The organism is Bacillus marasmi (assembly GCF_902168435.1).
Taxonomy (GTDB): domain Bacteria; phylum Bacillota; class Bacilli; order Bacillales; family Cytobacillaceae; genus Bacillus_BU; species Bacillus_BU marasmi.
Map to the genome: position 1 here is coordinate 318564 of NZ_LR656164.1, position 17680 is coordinate 336243.

The 17680-nt window shown below is 39.2% G+C and carries 12 protein-coding genes and 2 pseudogenes; all 14 read left to right on the forward strand.

Annotation, left to right across the window (positions count from 1 at the left end):
* The first annotated feature begins 363 nt into the window (after positions 1–363).
* On the forward strand, positions 364–2274 hold the full coding sequence (gene ltrA / locus FXW34_RS01565; RefSeq protein WP_246140797.1) for a group II intron reverse transcriptase/maturase: 1911 nt from the start codon (positions 364–366) through the stop codon (positions 2272–2274).
* A 103-nt stretch (positions 2275–2377) separates the two neighbouring features.
* Positions 2378–2701, forward strand: a pseudogene (locus FXW34_RS01570) (recombinase RecA); the annotation flags it as partial.
* A gap of 384 nt (positions 2702–3085) precedes the next feature.
* Positions 3086–3520 (forward strand): annotated as a pseudogene (locus tag FXW34_RS01575) (recombinase RecA family protein); the annotation flags it as partial.
* A gap of 442 nt (positions 3521–3962) precedes the next feature.
* Positions 3963–5522 (forward strand): ribonuclease Y, encoded by a 1560-nt coding sequence (gene rny / locus FXW34_RS01580; RefSeq protein ID WP_147532213.1) that lies wholly within the window; start codon positions 3963–3965, stop codon positions 5520–5522.
* 489 nt (positions 5523–6011) lie between these two features.
* Positions 6012–6809: a TIGR00282 family metallophosphoesterase gene (locus tag FXW34_RS01585; protein ID WP_147532214.1), complete on the forward strand. Its 798-nt coding sequence runs from the start codon at positions 6012–6014 to the stop codon at positions 6807–6809.
* Between the two features lie 203 nt (positions 6810–7012).
* Positions 7013–7273, forward strand: coding sequence for a stage V sporulation protein SpoVS (gene spoVS, locus FXW34_RS01590; protein WP_147532215.1), 261 nt, complete (start codon positions 7013–7015; stop codon positions 7271–7273).
* Between the two features lie 569 nt (positions 7274–7842).
* Positions 7843–9570: a 2-oxoacid:acceptor oxidoreductase subunit alpha gene (locus FXW34_RS01595; protein WP_147532216.1), complete on the forward strand. Its 1728-nt coding sequence runs from the start codon at positions 7843–7845 to the stop codon at positions 9568–9570.
* A complete protein-coding gene (locus FXW34_RS01600; RefSeq protein ID WP_147532217.1) occupies positions 9571–10437 on the forward strand; it encodes a 2-oxoacid:ferredoxin oxidoreductase subunit beta in 867 nt (288 codons plus the stop codon).
* A 181-nt stretch (positions 10438–10618) separates the two neighbouring features.
* Positions 10619–11368: a DeoR/GlpR family DNA-binding transcription regulator gene (locus FXW34_RS01605; protein WP_147532218.1), complete on the forward strand. Its 750-nt coding sequence runs from the start codon at positions 10619–10621 to the stop codon at positions 11366–11368.
* A complete protein-coding gene (gene pfkB / locus FXW34_RS01610) occupies positions 11365–12291 on the forward strand; it encodes a 1-phosphofructokinase (RefSeq protein WP_147532219.1) in 927 nt (308 codons plus the stop codon). Before FXW34_RS01605 ends, pfkB begins: the two co-directional genes overlap by 4 nt.
* Positions 12288–14171: a PTS fructose transporter subunit IIABC gene (locus tag FXW34_RS01615; protein ID WP_147532220.1), complete on the forward strand. Its 1884-nt coding sequence runs from the start codon at positions 12288–12290 to the stop codon at positions 14169–14171. Before pfkB ends, FXW34_RS01615 begins: the two co-directional genes overlap by 4 nt.
* Positions 14172–14737: 566 nt before the next feature.
* Positions 14738–16279: a tRNA (N6-isopentenyl adenosine(37)-C2)-methylthiotransferase MiaB gene (gene miaB / locus FXW34_RS01620; protein ID WP_147532221.1), complete on the forward strand. Its 1542-nt coding sequence runs from the start codon at positions 14738–14740 to the stop codon at positions 16277–16279.
* Between the two features lie 4 nt (positions 16280–16283).
* Entirely contained in the window at positions 16284–16733 is a 450-nt protein-coding gene (locus FXW34_RS01625; RefSeq protein ID WP_147532222.1) for a YlbF/YmcA family competence regulator, read from the forward strand.
* Positions 16734–16954: 221 nt separating this feature from the next.
* Positions 16955–17497, forward strand: coding sequence for an outer spore coat protein CotE (locus FXW34_RS01630; RefSeq protein WP_147532223.1), 543 nt, complete (start codon positions 16955–16957; stop codon positions 17495–17497).
* Positions 17498–17680: the final 183 nt, after the last annotated feature.

Consider the following 17680-nt stretch of genomic DNA (forward strand, 5'->3'; position numbering starts at 1 on the left):
CAGTGGTTGAATTCTTTGCTGGCGGGTTAGAGTTGGACGCTAAGGGAATATGTAAAGCTAAGTCATACGGAACAAATGAAGCCGAGAAGTGGATGTTAAGGTTGCGGAACCAATGACACTAATCAGTAGGAAATGACTGATGAATCTCGGTGGCAGCAGCCCGTAGTAGGTATGAAGCACTGATAATAAGGTGTGGACCGAAGGGGCATAGTTAGTAGTTATGTTACAAGAGTAGATTTGCGACTAAACTGACAAGGAAGCCGTTAAGGAATCGAATCGATTTCAATGAGCACAACTGACTAAAACCTGCAATCCTTCAAAGCGTTTCGTGTAGTAATACACGATTGAAGGGGGTACAAGAACTTGTCAAGACCAAAAACAGAAGCCGAATACAAATCCCTGCAAGATAAATTTTATAACCAAACAAAAGAATGTTTGGAAAGAAACAAACGCCCTAGTTTTAAAGGGCTTCTCGAAATCGTTAAAAGCGATGCAGTGATAATGACAGCAATACACAAGCTAAAAGCAAATAAAGGTAGTAAAACACCTGGAAGCGATGGAATTGTCATGGAGGATATTTTGGTCAAAGATTATCGTGAGGTAGTCGAAGGGGTCAAAAAGAAACTGGATAATTACAAAGCATTGCCTGTAAGAAGAAAACATATTCCGAAGACAGGTAAGAAAGGTGAATTCAGACCACTTGGTATTCCGGCTATCATAGACAGGGTTATACAAGAACTGATTAGAGGCGTAATAGAGCCTATAATTGAAGCCCAGTTTTATGACCACTCTTACGGGTTTAGACCCATGAGAGAAGCAGGACAGGCGGTTGAATACCTTAACCATATTATGAGACGGACAGGGTACACATGGTGTATCGAAGGTGATATAAGCAAATTCTTTGATGAAGTTAATCACCGTATTCTTCTGAAAACCTTATGGTCTATGGGAATAAGGGATAAGCGGATCTTGATGATTATAAAAGAAATGCTTAAAGCCGGAATAATGAATGAATGTAGTAGGAATGAACTTGGAACACCACAAGGAGGAATTATTTCTCCATTGTTAGCTAATGTATATTTACATCGTATGGATATGTGGATAACAAAAGAGTGGTATAACAAGAGGACTAGGAAAAGCTTTGTAAGCCAATCGTCTAAAATTTCTACGTTAAAACATCATTCGACACTGAAGCCAGCGTATTTAGTACGCTATGCCGATGATTGGGTTATTGTATGTCGAAGTAAAACGGACGCTGAAAAGTGGAAATACCGGATAGGAGAATATCTGGGAAATACATTAAAACTTCGGCTTTCGGAAGAAAAGACATTAATAACCGATGCAAGAAAGAAACCTCTAAAGTTCTTAGGATTTAAGATTAAAATGCTCAGTAATCGCGGAAAAGCAACACATGGGATTTTGCCGAAAGTAACGCCGGATGAAGAACGAATTGACCTGAAAGTAAAAGAATTACGTAAAGCGATCAGGAGATTAAAATACGCCAAAAACAAAGAGTTCTTAATTAGTGATATAAATCTTATCAATTCCCAAATTAGAGGAATAATTAATTACTACTCAGCGGCTGATGGTGTAAATGAAGTTCTTCGGAAGTACAGAGAAACACTGAAATATGCTTCTTATAAGGCATTAAAGAAGTATGGTGCAAAATGGACTCCGGCAAACAAAACAGACAATTTAAGGGAAGTTCACGAAGAAAGAACCGAACAAATTGCGGCAATTGAATATGTAGTGCCTAAACGAATACCTAAAAAGCATATAACCGAAAAGGATAAAATAGTTGTTGGTATCACTTCCATAGCTTTTGCAATATGGCAAATGGTTCCGAAGAAGAAATTAACAGAAACGCCATACACAACAGATGGAAGAGAACATTACGCAAAAAGGTCAAAGAAGAAAGCGGCTTTATATAGGGCTGACTCTATCTTCAATGACATCCAATCGGTTTTAATCGCCTATGACACAAAAAGCCAAATATATAATTTTGAATACCTAATGAACAGAGGATATACTTTCAATCGGGATAGGGGAAAATGCAGGTGCTGCGGTGATTTCGTCACTGGAGAAACGGTGAATATTCACCATGTAAAACCATATTTACCACTGAACGAGATTAATAAGGTTGCGAATTTGGCAACAGTGTGTAAACCGTGTCATTATCGAATCCATAACGTAAAAGAATTAACAGGGATACCGCCTATGGTGGTTAAAAGGATTGAAAGTTTTAGGAAGAAATTAGTCGAGCAAATCGCATAACTATTGATGGAACGCCGTATGCGGGGAAACTCGCACGTACGGTGTGAGGCGGGGGAAAACAGCTCCTAACGGGGAAGCCGAGGATGTCTGTTACCTATCGCTATCTCTTGATCCAGTTTATGCCCAAAACTTGGGTGTAAACATTGATGAACTATTGCTTTCTCAACCAGATACTGGTGAACAAGCACTTGAAATCGCAGAAGCACTTGTTCGCAGTGGAGCTGTTGACATTCTTGTCATTGACTCAGTAGCTGCACTAGTACCAAAGGCGGAAATCGAAGGTGAAATGGGTGACTCACACGTTGGTTTACAAGCACGCTTAATGTCACAAGCACTTCGTAAACTATCAGGTGCGATCAACAAATCCAAAACAATCGCTATCTTTATTAACCAAATTCGTGAAAAAGTTGGAATAATGTTTGGAAATCAACTTGTAGTTGCTTAATCTGAAAATCACCATGGTTTTATCTTTATAGGAACAAACTTATAAGGAGAAGCTGTAATAAACAAGATTAAGAAATTTACTCTGGGTTTCCCTTGCTAGTGATAGCAAGTTAAAAAACCTTGTGAACCCTATTGCCTAGGGGTGTGGCTATAATAGCTGCTAACGGTGAAGCCCTCCATCTTAATGGGTAATACCGTGCCAAGCCTTATATGAAATAAGGAAGGTATAGAGACTACCGAAAAGTGCTAAAAAAGCAAACTAAGTAGGGTACGGCAGAGGATAGGCTACTGCTGGAAGTGCAAGGCTCTCTGTTACAGAGATGAAGAGATAGTCCGCGCTATAGAAATGGAAAATCTATAGAATTTGCCAGAGACAACACCAGGGGGACGTGCCCTTAAGTTCTACTCAACTGTACGACTTGAAGTTCGCCGTGCCGAACAATTAAAACAAGGTAACGATATTGTCGGAAATAAAACAAAAATTAAGGTTGTTAAAAATAAAGTAGCACCTCCATTCCGTGTAGCGGAAGTTGATATTATGTACGGTGAAGGTATTTCAATTGAAGGTGAAATCGTCGATATGGGATCAGACCTTGATATCGTTCAAAAAAGCGGTTCTTGGTACTCATACAATGATGAGCGTGTAGGACAAGGTCGTGAAAATGCCAAGCTTTATTTAAAGGAAAATAAAGAAACACGCAAGGAAATTCTTCAGAAAATCCGTGACCACTACAATCTTGATGGTGATAAGGTTGTTACCGAAGAACCAGATGATCAAGAAGAATTTGAATTACTAGACTAACATAATGAAATAGAGCAGCAAAGCTTTGTTCAATTGCTTTGCTGCTTTTTAATATTAAATAAAGTTACCAAAGTTGTAATATATTTCATTATTATGAAATAAGGACGTGTTTCATTTTGTAAATATGTTCGCTAGTTTCAGGAAAAATGGACTGCATATGTGTTGGTTTGTTCGAACTTTTCCTGAAGGAAATGAAAAATCACAAAAAATATTTCCAAAAAATGCAATATATACTCCACAATTTGGCAAACATAGTAATCATAGGGGTCAAACCCTTGACAATGAAAATCCACAGCTTTACAATTGAAAATGTATATTTTACATTTTTATGAGTATGTGAAAGCTTAAAAGCCCTCGTGCTGTATATTGACCTTAGAAACCAGTGTACATGCCGACAAGTTAAGAAATGCATTACAAGATCATAGCAAGAGGAGGTGGAACGATGGAACCAATTGCGATCATCTCCATTTTGCTTGGCCTATTCGTCGGTGCGGTTGTTGGCTATTTTATTCGTAAGTCCATTGCTGAAGCAAAGATTGCTGGTGCAACTAATGCTGCAGAGCAGATTTTAGAAGATGCAAAGCGCGAAGCTGAAGCGTTAAAGAAGGAAGCACTGTTAGAAGCAAAGGATGAAATTCACAAGCTTCGTACAGAAGCTGAACGTGAGGTTCGAGAACGAAGAAATGAACTGCAAAAACAAGAAAACCGGTTGCTGCAAAAAGAGGAGAATCTAGATCGAAAGGACGAATCGTTAGACAAACGTGAAGCCCAATTAGAGAAGAAAGAGGATGCTCTTAACCAAAGACAACAGCATATTGAAGAGATGGAAAGCAAAGTGGACGAGATGGTACGTATGCAACAGGCTGAATTAGAACGAATCTCGGGCTTATCTCGTGAAGAGGCTAAGAACATCATTTTAGACCGTATGGAACAGGAATTAGCACATGATACTGCTGTTATGATTAAGGAAAGTGAGTATCGCGCAAAAGAAGAATCTGATAAGAAGGCAAAAGAAATTCTGTCACTTGCGATTCAACGTTGTGCTGCTGACCATGTAGCAGAAACGACTGTATCAGTTGTTAACCTTCCAAATGATGAAATGAAAGGCCGAATCATTGGGCGCGAAGGACGTAATATCCGTACTCTTGAAACGTTAACAGGAATCGACTTGATTATTGATGACACTCCAGAAGCTGTTATTTTGTCAGGATTTGACCCTATTCGAAGAGAAACGGCTCGTTTAGCACTTGATAAGCTTGTTCAAGACGGACGTATCCATCCTGCACGTATTGAAGAAATGGTGGATAAAGCTCGCCGTGAGGTAGACGAGCATATCCGCGAAATAGGTGAACATACTACGTTTGAAGTAGGAGTTCATGGGCTCCATCCGGATCTAATTAAAATTCTTGGACGATTAAAGTTTCGGACAAGTTATGGCCAAAACGTGTTAAAGCATTCAATCGAAGTCGCTCAGCTTTCAGGATTACTTGCTGCTGAGTTAGGTGAAGATGAAACATTAGCGCGTCGTGCCGGATTACTACACGATATTGGTAAAGCGATTGACCATGAAGTGGAAGGAAGCCACGTTGAAATTGGGGTAGAACTTGCTACGAAGTACAAGGAACACCCAGTCGTTATTAACAGTATTGCTTCTCACCATGGTGATACCGAGCCAACATCAACCATTGCGGTACTTGTTGCTGCTGCGGATGCATTATCTGCTGCAAGACCAGGTGCGCGTAGTGAAACTCTTGAAAACTATATTCGTCGACTCGAAAAGCTTGAAGAGATTTCTGAGTCGTTTGATGGCGTTGAAAAGTCATTTGCTATTCAGGCAGGTCGTGAAATTCGGATTATTGCTAAACCGGAACAAATCGACGACTTGGAAGCACATCGACTTGCGCGAGATATTCGAAAGAGAATTGAAGAAGAGCTTGATTACCCTGGTCATATAAAAGTGACCGTTATCCGGGAAACAAGAGCTGTAGAATATGCAAAATAAAGCGGTGCTTCTGCGCCGCTTTTTTTAATGGATTAATTTTAGTAAACTCCAGAAAAAAAGTCTCAATAAATGCTATTGAATACTTAATTTCAAAGCTTCACCACAAAATAAGGCCCCAATGAGTGCTATTGAGTACTTAATTTCAATGCTTCACCAGAAAATAAGACACCAATGAGTGCTATTGGGTATTTAATTTCAAAGCGGCACTACAAAACAAGGCATCAATAAGTCCTGTTGAGTATTCGATTTCAATGCTTCACGAGAAAACAAGATATCAATGAGTGCTATTGAGTACTTATTTTCAATGCTTCACCACAAAATAAGACACCAATGAGTGCTATTGAGTACATAATTTCAACGCGGCACCAGAAAACAAGGCATTGGCATAGATAATGTGTAGCAACTATTCGAGCTTTGGTGTGTTATCGCTTTTGCTTCAATCTATGCTAAAATGAAAAACAGAAAACGGTATGTAGAAAGGATATAATCATGAGAATTTTGTTTGTTGGAGATGTTGTTGGTTCACCTGGACGTGACATGGTGAAGGAGTATGTTCCAAAGTTAAAGGAAAAATATCGTCCGACCATAACCGTAATTAATGGTGAAAACGCTGCAGGAGGGCGCGGAATTACGGAGGCCATCTACCGCAGTTTCCTCGAAGTGGGCGCACAAGCCGTTACGCTTGGCAACCACTCTTGGGATAATCGAGATATATTTGAATTCATTGATAAGGCTAAGTACTTAGTACGCCCTGCTAATTTTCCTGAGGAAGTTCCAGGCAAGGGGATTACCTATTTAAAAATCAATCAAGAAGAAGTGGCAATCATCAATTTACAAGGCCGAACCTTTATGCCAGCAATTGATTGTCCGTTTAAAAAGGCAGACGAGCTCGTTGAAGAGGCACGAAAAAGAACTCCGTTCATTTTTGTTGATTTTCATGCCGAGGCAACGAGTGAAAAGCAAGCAATTGGTTGGTATTTGGATGGAAGAATTTCAGCTATCGTAGGAACCCATACACACGTCCAGACAGCCGATGAAAGGATTTTACCTGGTGGAACTGCTTACATCAGTGATGTCGGCATGACAGGCCCGTATGACGGTATTCTTGGTGTCGAAAGAGATGCCGTGTTAAAAAGATTTTTAACAGCACTGCCGAGCAGATTTGAGGTCCCTAAGGAAGGTCGAACTCAACTGAGTGCCGTTCTAATTGATATAGATAAAAAAACCGGAAATGCAAAGAAAATCGAACGTATATTAATCAACGACGATCACCCATTTTTCTCCTAAGACATAATTAGGAGAATATAATTCTTGCATCAAAATTGTTTGAAGCAGTACATCAATCTCGAAGATTTACAGCTTGATTTTTTTCGTCCAAGCTGGAATAACTCCCCTAAATTGCGAATATAGTAGCAATGGAATGATTTACACCTGATTTGTTCAAGCAATTGAACATGCGGGATCGGGAATTAAACGAGGGGGAGCCAGGAATGGAGATATTAAAAGTTTCAGCAAAATCTAATCCTAATTCTGTAGCTGGTGCGCTTGCGGGTGTTCTACGAGAAAGAGGCGCTGCAGAAATTCAAGCTATCGGCGCGGGTGCATTGAATCAAGCCGTAAAGGCAGTTGCGATCGCAAGAGGTTTTGTTGCACCAAGTGGAGTCGATTTAATTTGTATCCCGGCATTTACTGATATTAAAATTGACAACGAAGAACGAACTGCGATAAAGCTTATTGTCGAACCCAGATGAAGGAATCTTCGGAAAAAATTGAAAGTCGATAAACTTTAGTTGTTTTTTTTAAAAAAATATTTACGAAAAGACAGAAGTATATACAAAAAACCTGTTTGTTGCAAGTAGGCAAACAGGTTCTTTTTTTTGCATAAAATGACACAGAAGCATGAAATGTTTGACTGAAACAGAATAAAACTATTTTAAAATATCCTGATTCATACAATTTATACAAGCCATTAATGGAATATTACAACTGTAAATAGAGTGAAAACCCTTATTTATAAGGGTTTTTTTAAGGAGTATAATATGAATATTTATTCATTAGGCACAGACCATATATAGTATTTTCCAACAAATAAAAAAATATTCACATTTTCGTCAAAATTTCGGCTTTTAGGGTTGCATTTTTTTACAGTAAGGTCTAGAATTGTAATCGTTTAGTACCACACTTTAATATTTTTTTAAGAAATTTTATCTATATATTAAGGTTAATTTCTAGTGAATTGTTTAGGAAGGTGCTACACTTAGAATGTTAATATTGTTAATATTCTACATATTTTCTTAACGTATCCAAAGGGGTGTAAGAAATGATTAATCAGCTTTCATGGAAAGTTGGCGGGCAGCAAGGGGAAGGCATAGAAAGTACAGGAGAAATATTCTCTATAGCCTTAAATCGTTTGGGCTACTATTTGTATGGTTATCGTCACTTTTCATCTCGTATTAAAGGCGGTCATACAAACAATAAAATCCGCGTAAGTACGAAAGAAGTTCGTTCCATCTCAGATGATCTTGACATTTTGGTGGCTTTTGACCAAGAAACGATTGATCTAAACTATAAAGAACTCCACGACAACGGAGTTATTATGGCAGACTCAAAGTTTAATCCACAACAACCGGAAGACACTAATGCTTCATTGTATGCGGTTCCATTTACTGAAATCGCAACTGAACTTGGTACATCTTTAATGAAGAACATGGTCGCTATTGGAGCTACCAGTGCAGTACTTGACCTTGACATTCAAGTGTTTGAAGAAGTAGTTGGCGAAATCTTCGGCAAAAAAGGTCAACAAGTTGTAGATAAAAACATGGAAGCAATTCGTACTGGTTTTGAATATATGAAAGAAAAGCTTGGTAGCGTTGAAACCATGCAACTTGAAAAAGCAGACGGCCAAAAACGTCTATTCATGATTGGTAACGATGCAATCGCTATGGGAGCACTTGCTGGTGGATGCCGTTTCATGGCAGCATACCCAATCACTCCTGCATCTGAAATCATGGAGTACTTAATTAAAAAATTACCAGCAATCGGTGGAGCAGTTATCCAAACAGAAGACGAAATCGCAGCTGTAACAATGGCAATCGGTGGTAACTACGGTGGAGTTCGTACATTAACTGCATCTTCAGGACCTGGACTTTCATTAAAAATGGAAGCTATCGGACTAGCTGGTATTACTGAAACACCAATCGTTATCGTTGATACACAACGTGGAGGTCCATCGACAGGTCTTCCAACTAAACAAGAACAATCAGACTTAATGGCAATGATCTATGGTACACATGGTGAGATTCCTAAAATTGTAATGGCACCAAGTACTGTTGAAGAAGCATTCTATGATACTGCTGAAGCATTTAACTTAGCAGAAGAATATCAATGTCCGGTTATTGTTCTATCAGACTTGCAATTATCATTAGGTAAACAAACTGTAGAACCACTACAATTAAATAAAGTAGAAATTCGTCGTGGTAAACTAGTACAAGACGAGCTTCCAGAAGTAAACGGTTACTTCAAGCGCTATGAAGTGACTGAAGATGGAGTTTCTCCACGTGTAATTCCAGGAATGAAAAACGGTATCCACCACGTAACTGGTGTTGAACATGCGGAAACAGGTAAACCTTCTGAATCTTCTGCAAACCGTATTGCACAAATGGATAAGCGTTTTAGAAAAATCGAAAACATCAACTTTAATACACCTGTTTACAAAAATGCTCCACATGAGGAAGCTGATTTGTTAATCGTTGGTTTCAATTCAACTAGAGGTGCCATTGAAGAAGCAATTGAGCGTTTAGAAAAAGATGGATTGAAAGTGAACCATGCTCATGTTCGCTTAATCTACCCATTCCCAGTTGATGAAATGCAGCCTCTAATCGATTCTGCAAAGAAAATTGCAGTAATTGAAAACAATGCGACAGGCCAACTAGCAAACATTATGAAAATGAATATCGCTGGTGCACATAAATTAGTTAAAATACTAAAATATGACGGAAATCCGTTCTTGCCGCATGAAGTTTATTCAAAATGCAAGGAGTTGTTCTAAATGGCCACATTTAAAGACTTTCGAAATGATGTGAAACCAAACTGGTGTCCTGGATGTGGAGATTTCTCGGTACAAGCTGCAATGCAACGTGCAGCAGCAAACGTTGGTTTAGAACCAGAAAACTTAGCAGTAATCTCAGGTATCGGCTGTTCTGGTCGTATCTCAGGTTACATTAACTCATATGGCTTCCACAGCATTCACGGTCGTGCACTACCAATTGCACAAGGTGTGAAAATGGCTAACCGTGACTTAACAGTTCTTGCTGCTGGTGGAGACGGAGATGGATTCGCAATTGGTACAGGTCATACTGTTCATGCGATTCGTCGTAACATTAACATCACTTATATCGTAATGGATAACCATATTTACGGTTTAACAAAAGGTCAAACTTCACCTCGCTCTGATGCAGGTTTCAAAACTAAATCAACTCCACTAGGATCTGTTGAACAACCACTTTCAACAATGGAGATGGCATTAACAGTTGGTGCGACTTTCGTAGCACAAAGTTTCTCAACCGACTTAAAAGAACTTACTGCGTTAATTGAAGCTGGAATCAAGCATGAAGGTTTCTCATTAATCAACGTATTCAGCCCTTGTGTAACTTATAATAAAGTAAACACATATGACTGGTTCAAAGAGAATTTAACAAAATTGAGCGAAGTTGAAGGATATGATCCATCAAACCGCCAAATGGCTATGCAAACGTTAATGGAAAAAGATGGTCTAGTAACTGGATTAATCTACCAAAATAAAGATAGAAAATCTTATCAGGATTTAATCAAAGGTTACTCAGAAAAACCATTAACAGAAGCTAATCTTAAAATAGATCAAGATTACTTCGACAAGCTAGTTGAAGAATTCGTATAATTTTGAGTCACAACCCCGTCAGGTTCGCCTGGCGGGGTTTTTTGCATGTTTTAAAAAAATAGGGAAAAGCTAGAATCGTTCAAAATCTGTCAATAATAATGATTGTTTTTGAATGTTGATGAAAGAAATTGATTGATTTTTGCAATCGGTTACAGTAAGATATCATTAAAGAGGTGAGAAAATGTTAACTCCCGAACGTCACCAACTGATTTTAAAAATATTAAAAGAGAAAAATACGATCAAAATTCAAGAGTTAGTAGAGTTAACGAATAGCTCAGAATCAACGATTCGTCGCGATTTGACGCAATTGGAGGAAGAGAAATATTTAAAAAGGATCCATGGTGGTGCTCAAAGATTGCAGGGAAAACTGCAGGAAATGAGCATGACTGAAAAATCATCCAAAAACCTTCAAACAAAAAAATTAATCGCACAATATGCAGCCAACCTAGTCGAAGAAGGGGACTGTATTTATCTAGATGCTGGTTCAACAACTATCGAAATGATTTCCTATCTACCGAAAAATATTGTCGTAGTAACAAATGGCTTAATGCATGTCGGACAACTTATGGAAAAAGATATAGAGCTTTTCCTGATTGGCGGACAAGCGAAAAAGAAAACTGGCGCATTAATAGGCCGTGGCGCTTTGCTAAGCCTTGAACAATATCGCTTTGACAAATGCTTTCTCGGGGTAAATGGCATACATTCGCAGTACGGATACACCACTCCTGATCAAGAAGAGGCGATGGTGAAGCAAAAAGCTCTCGAGCTAAGTCGGGAGGCATTTGTTGTCGCAGATGACTCAAAATTCTCTGAAATTGCATTCGCAAAAATTGCCGACCTCAAGCAGGCAATGATTATTACAAACTATTTAGACCAAGAAATAAGTGAATTATACCATAGCAAAACTACGATTAAGGTTGTGACATCATGATTTACACCGTAACATTAAACCCTTCAGTTGATTATATAGTTCAATTAGAAAGCCTCAAGCCCGGAGGACTCAATCGATCCAACCATGAGGATAAGTTTCCTGGAGGAAAGGGAATAAATGTTTCACGAGTATTAAAAAGGATGGGTATTGCAAGTCAGACCCTTGGTTTTATTGGTGGATTCACCGGGCGTTATATTGAAGAATACCTCAATCGTGAAGCAATTCAGACTGATTTTGTCAAAGTAAATGAAGATACAAGGATAAATATCAAGCTAAAAGCAGAATCTGAGACCGAAATAAATGCGAAGGGTCCAAAAATATCCCATGCTGATCTTCAGGCTCTCATGGATAAAATCAAGCAGTTAACTGCGCAAGACATGCTTGTATTGGCCGGCAGCATACCATCATCAATGCCGAAATCCACATATGAGGAATTGGTTAGACTTTGCGTCAATAATGGTACGAGCTTTGTTGTAGATGCAGAAGGGGAGCTATTGACAAACGTACTTCCCTTTAGACCGTTCCTTATTAAACCAAATCATCATGAACTTGGTGAAATCTTTCATACAAAAATAGCGACTTGTGAAGAAGCCATATATTATGGAAAAAAACTAATTGAACAGGGCGCTGAAAACGTCATTGTCTCTCTAGCTGGAGACGGAGCTGTTTTTATTAATAAGGAAGTATCATTAATAGCGAATGTCCCAAATGGTAAAGTAAAAAGCTCTGTCGGAGCTGGAGATTCAATGGTTGCAGGTTTTTTAGCAAAATTCCAGGAATCAGGGGATGTGCAAAAGGCGTTTCAATATAGTGTGGCTTCAGGGAGTGCGACGGCATTTTCAATTGGTCTTTGCAGCCTTGAAGAAGTAGAACAGTTACTTGAAAACATAAAGATACAACGACATGAGGAGAGAGCTCTATGAAAATCACACAATTATTAACAGAAGAGACCGTCACCCTATCAATCTCGGGGAGTAGTAAAGCCAATGCTATTGATACTCTTGTTGAAGTTCTCGACAAGGCTGGGAAATTATCTGATAAAAATGCATACAAAGCTGCCATCATTGCCCGCGAAGAACAAAGCACAACAGGTATCGGGGAGGGAATAGCGATCCCCCATGCAAAAACAACTGCGGTAAAACAAGCAGCGATTGCATTCGGTAGGTCAGAGCAAGGTGTAGACTATCAATCTCTTGACGGCCAGCCTGCCTTTTTATTTTTTATGATTGCAGCGCCTGAAGGAGCAAATAATACACACTTAGAAGCTCTATCACGACTTTCATCGATATTAATGAATGAAGAAGCACGTGAGGAACTTCGCCGTGCATCAAGTGCAAGAGAAGTGATTGCGATTATTGATAGCTTCGACAATGAAGCGGAACCGGAAGAACAAAGTATGGCAGACAAGAAACAGTTTATCGTTGCCGTAACAGCATGCCCGACAGGTATTGCCCATACTTATATGGCTGCTGATTCCCTCAAAGCTAAAGCTAGGGAACTAGGGATTGATATTAAAGTAGAAACAAATGGGTCTGGCGGTGCCAAGAATATATTAACAGCAGATGATATAGAAAGAGCAACAGCAGTCATTGTAGCTGCCGATAAAATGGTAGAAATGGCCCGTTTCAAAGGCAAACACGTAATTGAAACCGCTGTAGCCGATGGAATCCGAAAGCCTGAGGAACTGATTACTCGTGCAGTCAATCAAGACGCACAGATTTACAATCCCAAAGCTAGTGAGACTTCAGAAAAATCAATGGATGTGCAAAAAGGACGAAGCATTGGCGCAACCATCTACAAACATTTAATGAATGGTGTTTCCAATATGCTTCCATTTGTTGTCGGTGGTGGAATTCTTATTGCAATCTCATTTATGTTTGGCTATAATTCCGCAAACCCAGACGATCCATCTTATAATGTCATTGCTGAAGCACTAATGACCATTGGTGGTGGCAACGGAGCCTTTGGCTTTATCGTTCCAGTTTTAGCTGGTTTTATTGCATTAAGTATAGCTGATCGACCAGGATTTGCTCCAGGTATGGTTGGAGGGATTTTGGCAGCTGCCGGTGGTGCAGGTTTCCTAGGTGGTATTATCGCAGGTTTCTTAGCGGGTTATGTAGTTGTCGGATTGAAAAAGTTATTAGGTAGCTTACCTGCTTCATTAGAAGGAATTAAAACGATTCTATTATATCCATTGTTAGGTATTGCATTGACAGGCTTTATGATGGTTTTTGGTATAAATAAACCAGTTGCTTTATTAAATGATGCAATAACAGATTGGTTATCTGGAATCGGTACAGGAAATGCAGTCGTTCTTGGGGCTATTCTTGGCTTAATGATGGCGTTTGATATGGGTGGCCCTGTTAATAAAGCAGCCTATGTGTTTGGAACTGGCTTATTAGCTAATGGGGTTTATGAACCAATGGCGGCTATTATGGCAGCCGGAATGGTTCCACCTCTAGCCATCGCTTTAGCAACTACATTGTTTAAAAATAAATTTACTAAGCAAGAGAAAGATGCCGGTAAAGCTAATTATATAATGGGCTTATCATTTATAACTGAAGGTGCCATTCCATTTGCAGCAGGCGATCCGATTCGAGTGATTCCTGCGATTATGGCAGGGGCTGCAGTGACAGGTGCAATGTCAATGATGTTCAATGTTGGTATACGAGCACCGCATGGTGGCATGTTCGTTGTGCCATTAGTTGAGGGTAACTGGTTGATGTATTTAGTGGCGATTATCGCAGGGACTCTAGTAAGTGCGCTATTAATCGGATTTTTGAAGAAACCAGTTACAGAATAAGAATTATCGAACGGCAGCGACTAATTAGTCGTTGCCGTTTTTTTGCGGGTTGGGGTCGACAAAGGAAGATAGATGCGTCGTTATTTGTCGAAAATCGGATAAATGATGATTTTCGTCGGATAAACAGTCCGAAACGTCGGATAAACAGTCCGAAACGTCGGATAAACAGTCCGAAACGTCGGATAAACAGTCCGAAACGTCGGATAAACAGTCCGAAACGTCGGATAAACAGTCCGAAACGTCGGATAAACAACTCAAAACGTCGGATAAACGACCAAAAAGCGCGGATAAATGTTCTCTCGCAATCTAACACCTTACAAGTTGGTTTCTTCATCAGCCCACACTGCACTCTAAAACATTCCACATCGTTACGGAAAGGTTTTTTATTGTTTTCAGGCATTTTTGCCTATATACTATTATAATGTGTATGTGTTTTGTCACTTATGGTATTAATGGAAAGTAAGTGATTTTTTTATTTTTACAAAAGGTCGTAAATGCTCGAAAAATCTGGCAGATATGACCCCGAGTTACACTTTACTGTAATATGGAAGGAGCAATACAATTCAATGAATGAAAAGCAACGTTTAGAAGGTCAACAAGTGGAGGCTGCTAATTCTTCGGACAAAAAATCCGCAAAGGATTACAGCCAATACTTTGAGACTGTGTACGCAGCACCATCATTAAAAGAAGCCAAATCGCGCGGAAAAGAAGAAGTTAAGTATCATAAAGATTTCTCGATTCCTGAAGAATTCAGGGGCATGGGTGATGGTAGAAAGTTCTATATTCGTACTTACGGCTGCCAAATGAATGAACATGATACAGAGGTTATGGCGGGTATTTTCTTAAGCCTTGGCTATGAGCCTACTGATTCAGTCGAAGATGCGAATGTGATTCTATTAAATACTTGTGCGATCCGTGAAAACGCAGAGAATAAGGTGTTTGGAGAAATTGGTCATCTTAAACCATTAAAGTTGGAAAAACCTGACCTTTTACTTGGTGTGTGTGGCTGTATGTCGCAAGAAGAATCAGTTGTAAACAAGATTCTTTCTAAGCATCAGCATGTTGATATGATTTTTGGAACTCACAACATCCACCGTTTACCGCATATTCTTCAAGAAGCATATATGGCAAAAGAAATGGTTGTTGAAGTTTGGTCGAAGGAAGGCGATGTAATCGAAAACCTTCCGAAGGTACGTCGCGGTAATATTAAAGGGTGGGTTAACATCATGTACGGCTGTGATAAGTTCTGTACGTATTGCATCGTGCCATTTACACGCGGTAAAGAAAGAAGCCGTCGCCCTGATGATATTATCCAAGAAGTGCGTAACTTGGCAGCGCAAGGCTATCAGGAAATTACATTATTAGGTCAAAACGTAAACGCATATGGAAAAGACTTTGCGGACATGAAGTATGGTTTAGGTGACTTAATGGAGGAAATCCGTCATATCGGTATTCCGCGCATCCGTTTTACAACAAGCCATCCACGTGATTTCGACGATCACTTAATTGAAGTATTAGCGAAAAAAGGTAATCTGATGGAGCATATTCATCTTCCGGTTCAATCAGGTTCAACTGATGTGTTGAAAATTATGGCGCGAAAATATAACCGTGAGCAATATCTTGAGCTTGTTCGTAAAATTAAAGCAGCGATTCCTGATGTCGCATTAACAACTGATATTATTGTCGGCTATCCGAATGAAACGGATGAGCAATTTGAAGAAACATTATCACTTTATCGCGAAGTTGGCTACGAGGCAGCCTATACGTTTATTTACTCGCCTCGTGAAGGAACACCTGCTGCAAAAATGGTGGACAACGTGCCAATGAAAGTGAAAAAAGAACGGTTACAACGTCTCAACAACTTAGTTAATGAGCTTTCTGCTGAGGCGCTTAAAAAATATGAGGGACAAATTGTTGAAGTCCTAGTTGAAGGGGAAAGCAAGAATAACCCTGATGTACTAGCTGGTTATACTCGTAAAAGTAAACTGGTTAACTTCATCGGTCCAAAAACAGCAATTGGAAAAATTGTGAAAGTTAAGATTACCGATGCGAAAACATGGTCATTAAACGGAGAAATCGTAGAAGAAATAGAACGAGTAGAGGTGTAGGAGAATGGCGAAATATACTAAAGATGATATCGTAGCACGTGCAAAAGAACTTGCTCAAATGGTTGCTGAAACAGACGAAGTGGAATTTTTCAAAAAAGCAGAAGCTAAAATTCATGAAAATGAAAAGATTGCTCAAACAATCAAAACGATTAAAGGCTTACAAAAACAAGCTGTGAATCTTCATCATTATGGTAAAGAAAATGCTTTACAAAATGTTGAGGATAAAATTGCAAAATTAGAAGCAGAACTTGACGAGATTCCGATTGTAAAAGAGTTTAAGCAATCTCAAATCGAAGTGAATGAAATTCTTCAAATTATTGCTTCAACAATCTCAAACACAGTAACTGACGAAATCATTAATTCTACTGGTGGAGATTTACTTGAAGGTAAAACCGGTGCAGCCGTTGCAAGCAGCAGCTGTCACCACCATGATCATGACCACGACCATGAATAAAAAATGATACTTTTAACAAAAGGAGTTCAGAATGTCACTATTCTGGCTCCTTTATTTTTTAGAGAAACATAATCAGGACAGCCCATTTTTCGGAACCACTCTTCGGAAAATTCATACTATGAACTATGCCTAAACATTTACCGCAACGGTTAAAATTGTCGCACACTAGTCTAATATCTCGCATAGGATGAATTGAAAATGAATGAGGAGGTTCGCTCGCAATGGGAGAATACAGAGAGATTATTACAAAAGCGGTTGTGGCGAAGGGACGTAAATATACACAGTCAAAACACACCATATGCCCCGATCACGATCCGTCCAGCATTCTCGGCTGTTGGATCATTAACCATAAATACGAGGCGAAAAAGGTCGGCAAAACTGTAGAAATCAAGGGAACTTATGACATTAACGTTTGGTATTCTTATTGTGATAATACAAAAACAGAAGTCGTTACTGAATGTGTCAGATATGAGGATGTCGTAAAGCTTAAGCATCGCGACCCTGGTAGTTTTGACGACCAAGAAGTTATCGCCCGCGTGCTTCAACAACCAAATTGCTGCGAAGCAGTCATTTCCCAAAGTGGAAATAAAATCATCGTCCACGTTGAAAGAGAATTTCTTGTTGAAGTGATTGGTGAAACAAAGGTTTGTGTAGCCGTCAATCCAGGAAAATGCGTCAGCAAAGACGATGATTGGGGAACGGATTTAGACGACGAGTTCAAAGATATTAATCCTGATTTCCTAAAAGAAAAAAAGGATAAATAAACCAGAACTAGGAAGGTCCCACTTCCTAGTTTTTCTTTTTATATGTATGCTTACTTATGAATTGTTTTTAATCGCTGAAAAGGAAATAATCACTGATACTGATTTTAATCGCCGATTTATGGATTTAATCGCCAAAATTGCATAATAATCGCCGATTTTTGAATTTAATCGCCAAAATTGCGA

What these genes read in the sequence shown, in the direction of transcription:
- spoVS (WP_147532215.1), top strand. Translation starts at nt 7,013, where the DNA reads ATGGAGATATTAAAAGTTTCAGCAAAATCTAATCCTAATTCTGTAGCT.
- FXW34_RS01625 (WP_147532222.1), top strand. Translation starts at nt 16,284, where the DNA reads ATGGCGAAATATACTAAAGATGATATCGTAGCACGTGCAAAAGAACTT.
- FXW34_RS01630 (WP_147532223.1), top strand. Translation starts at nt 16,955, where the DNA reads ATGGGAGAATACAGAGAGATTATTACAAAAGCGGTTGTGGCGAAGGGA.
- miaB (WP_147532221.1), top strand. Translation starts at nt 14,738, where the DNA reads ATGAATGAAAAGCAACGTTTAGAAGGTCAACAAGTGGAGGCTGCTAAT.
- rny (WP_147532213.1), top strand. Translation starts at nt 3,963, where the DNA reads ATGGAACCAATTGCGATCATCTCCATTTTGCTTGGCCTATTCGTCGGT.
- pfkB (WP_147532219.1), top strand. Translation starts at nt 11,365, where the DNA reads ATGATTTACACCGTAACATTAAACCCTTCAGTTGATTATATAGTTCAA.
- FXW34_RS01585 (WP_147532214.1), top strand. Translation starts at nt 6,012, where the DNA reads ATGAGAATTTTGTTTGTTGGAGATGTTGTTGGTTCACCTGGACGTGAC.
- FXW34_RS01605 (WP_147532218.1), top strand. Translation starts at nt 10,619, where the DNA reads ATGTTAACTCCCGAACGTCACCAACTGATTTTAAAAATATTAAAAGAG.
- FXW34_RS01615 (WP_147532220.1), top strand. Translation starts at nt 12,288, where the DNA reads ATGAAAATCACACAATTATTAACAGAAGAGACCGTCACCCTATCAATC.
- FXW34_RS01595 (WP_147532216.1), top strand. Translation starts at nt 7,843, where the DNA reads ATGATTAATCAGCTTTCATGGAAAGTTGGCGGGCAGCAAGGGGAAGGC.
- FXW34_RS01600 (WP_147532217.1), top strand. Translation starts at nt 9,571, where the DNA reads ATGGCCACATTTAAAGACTTTCGAAATGATGTGAAACCAAACTGGTGT.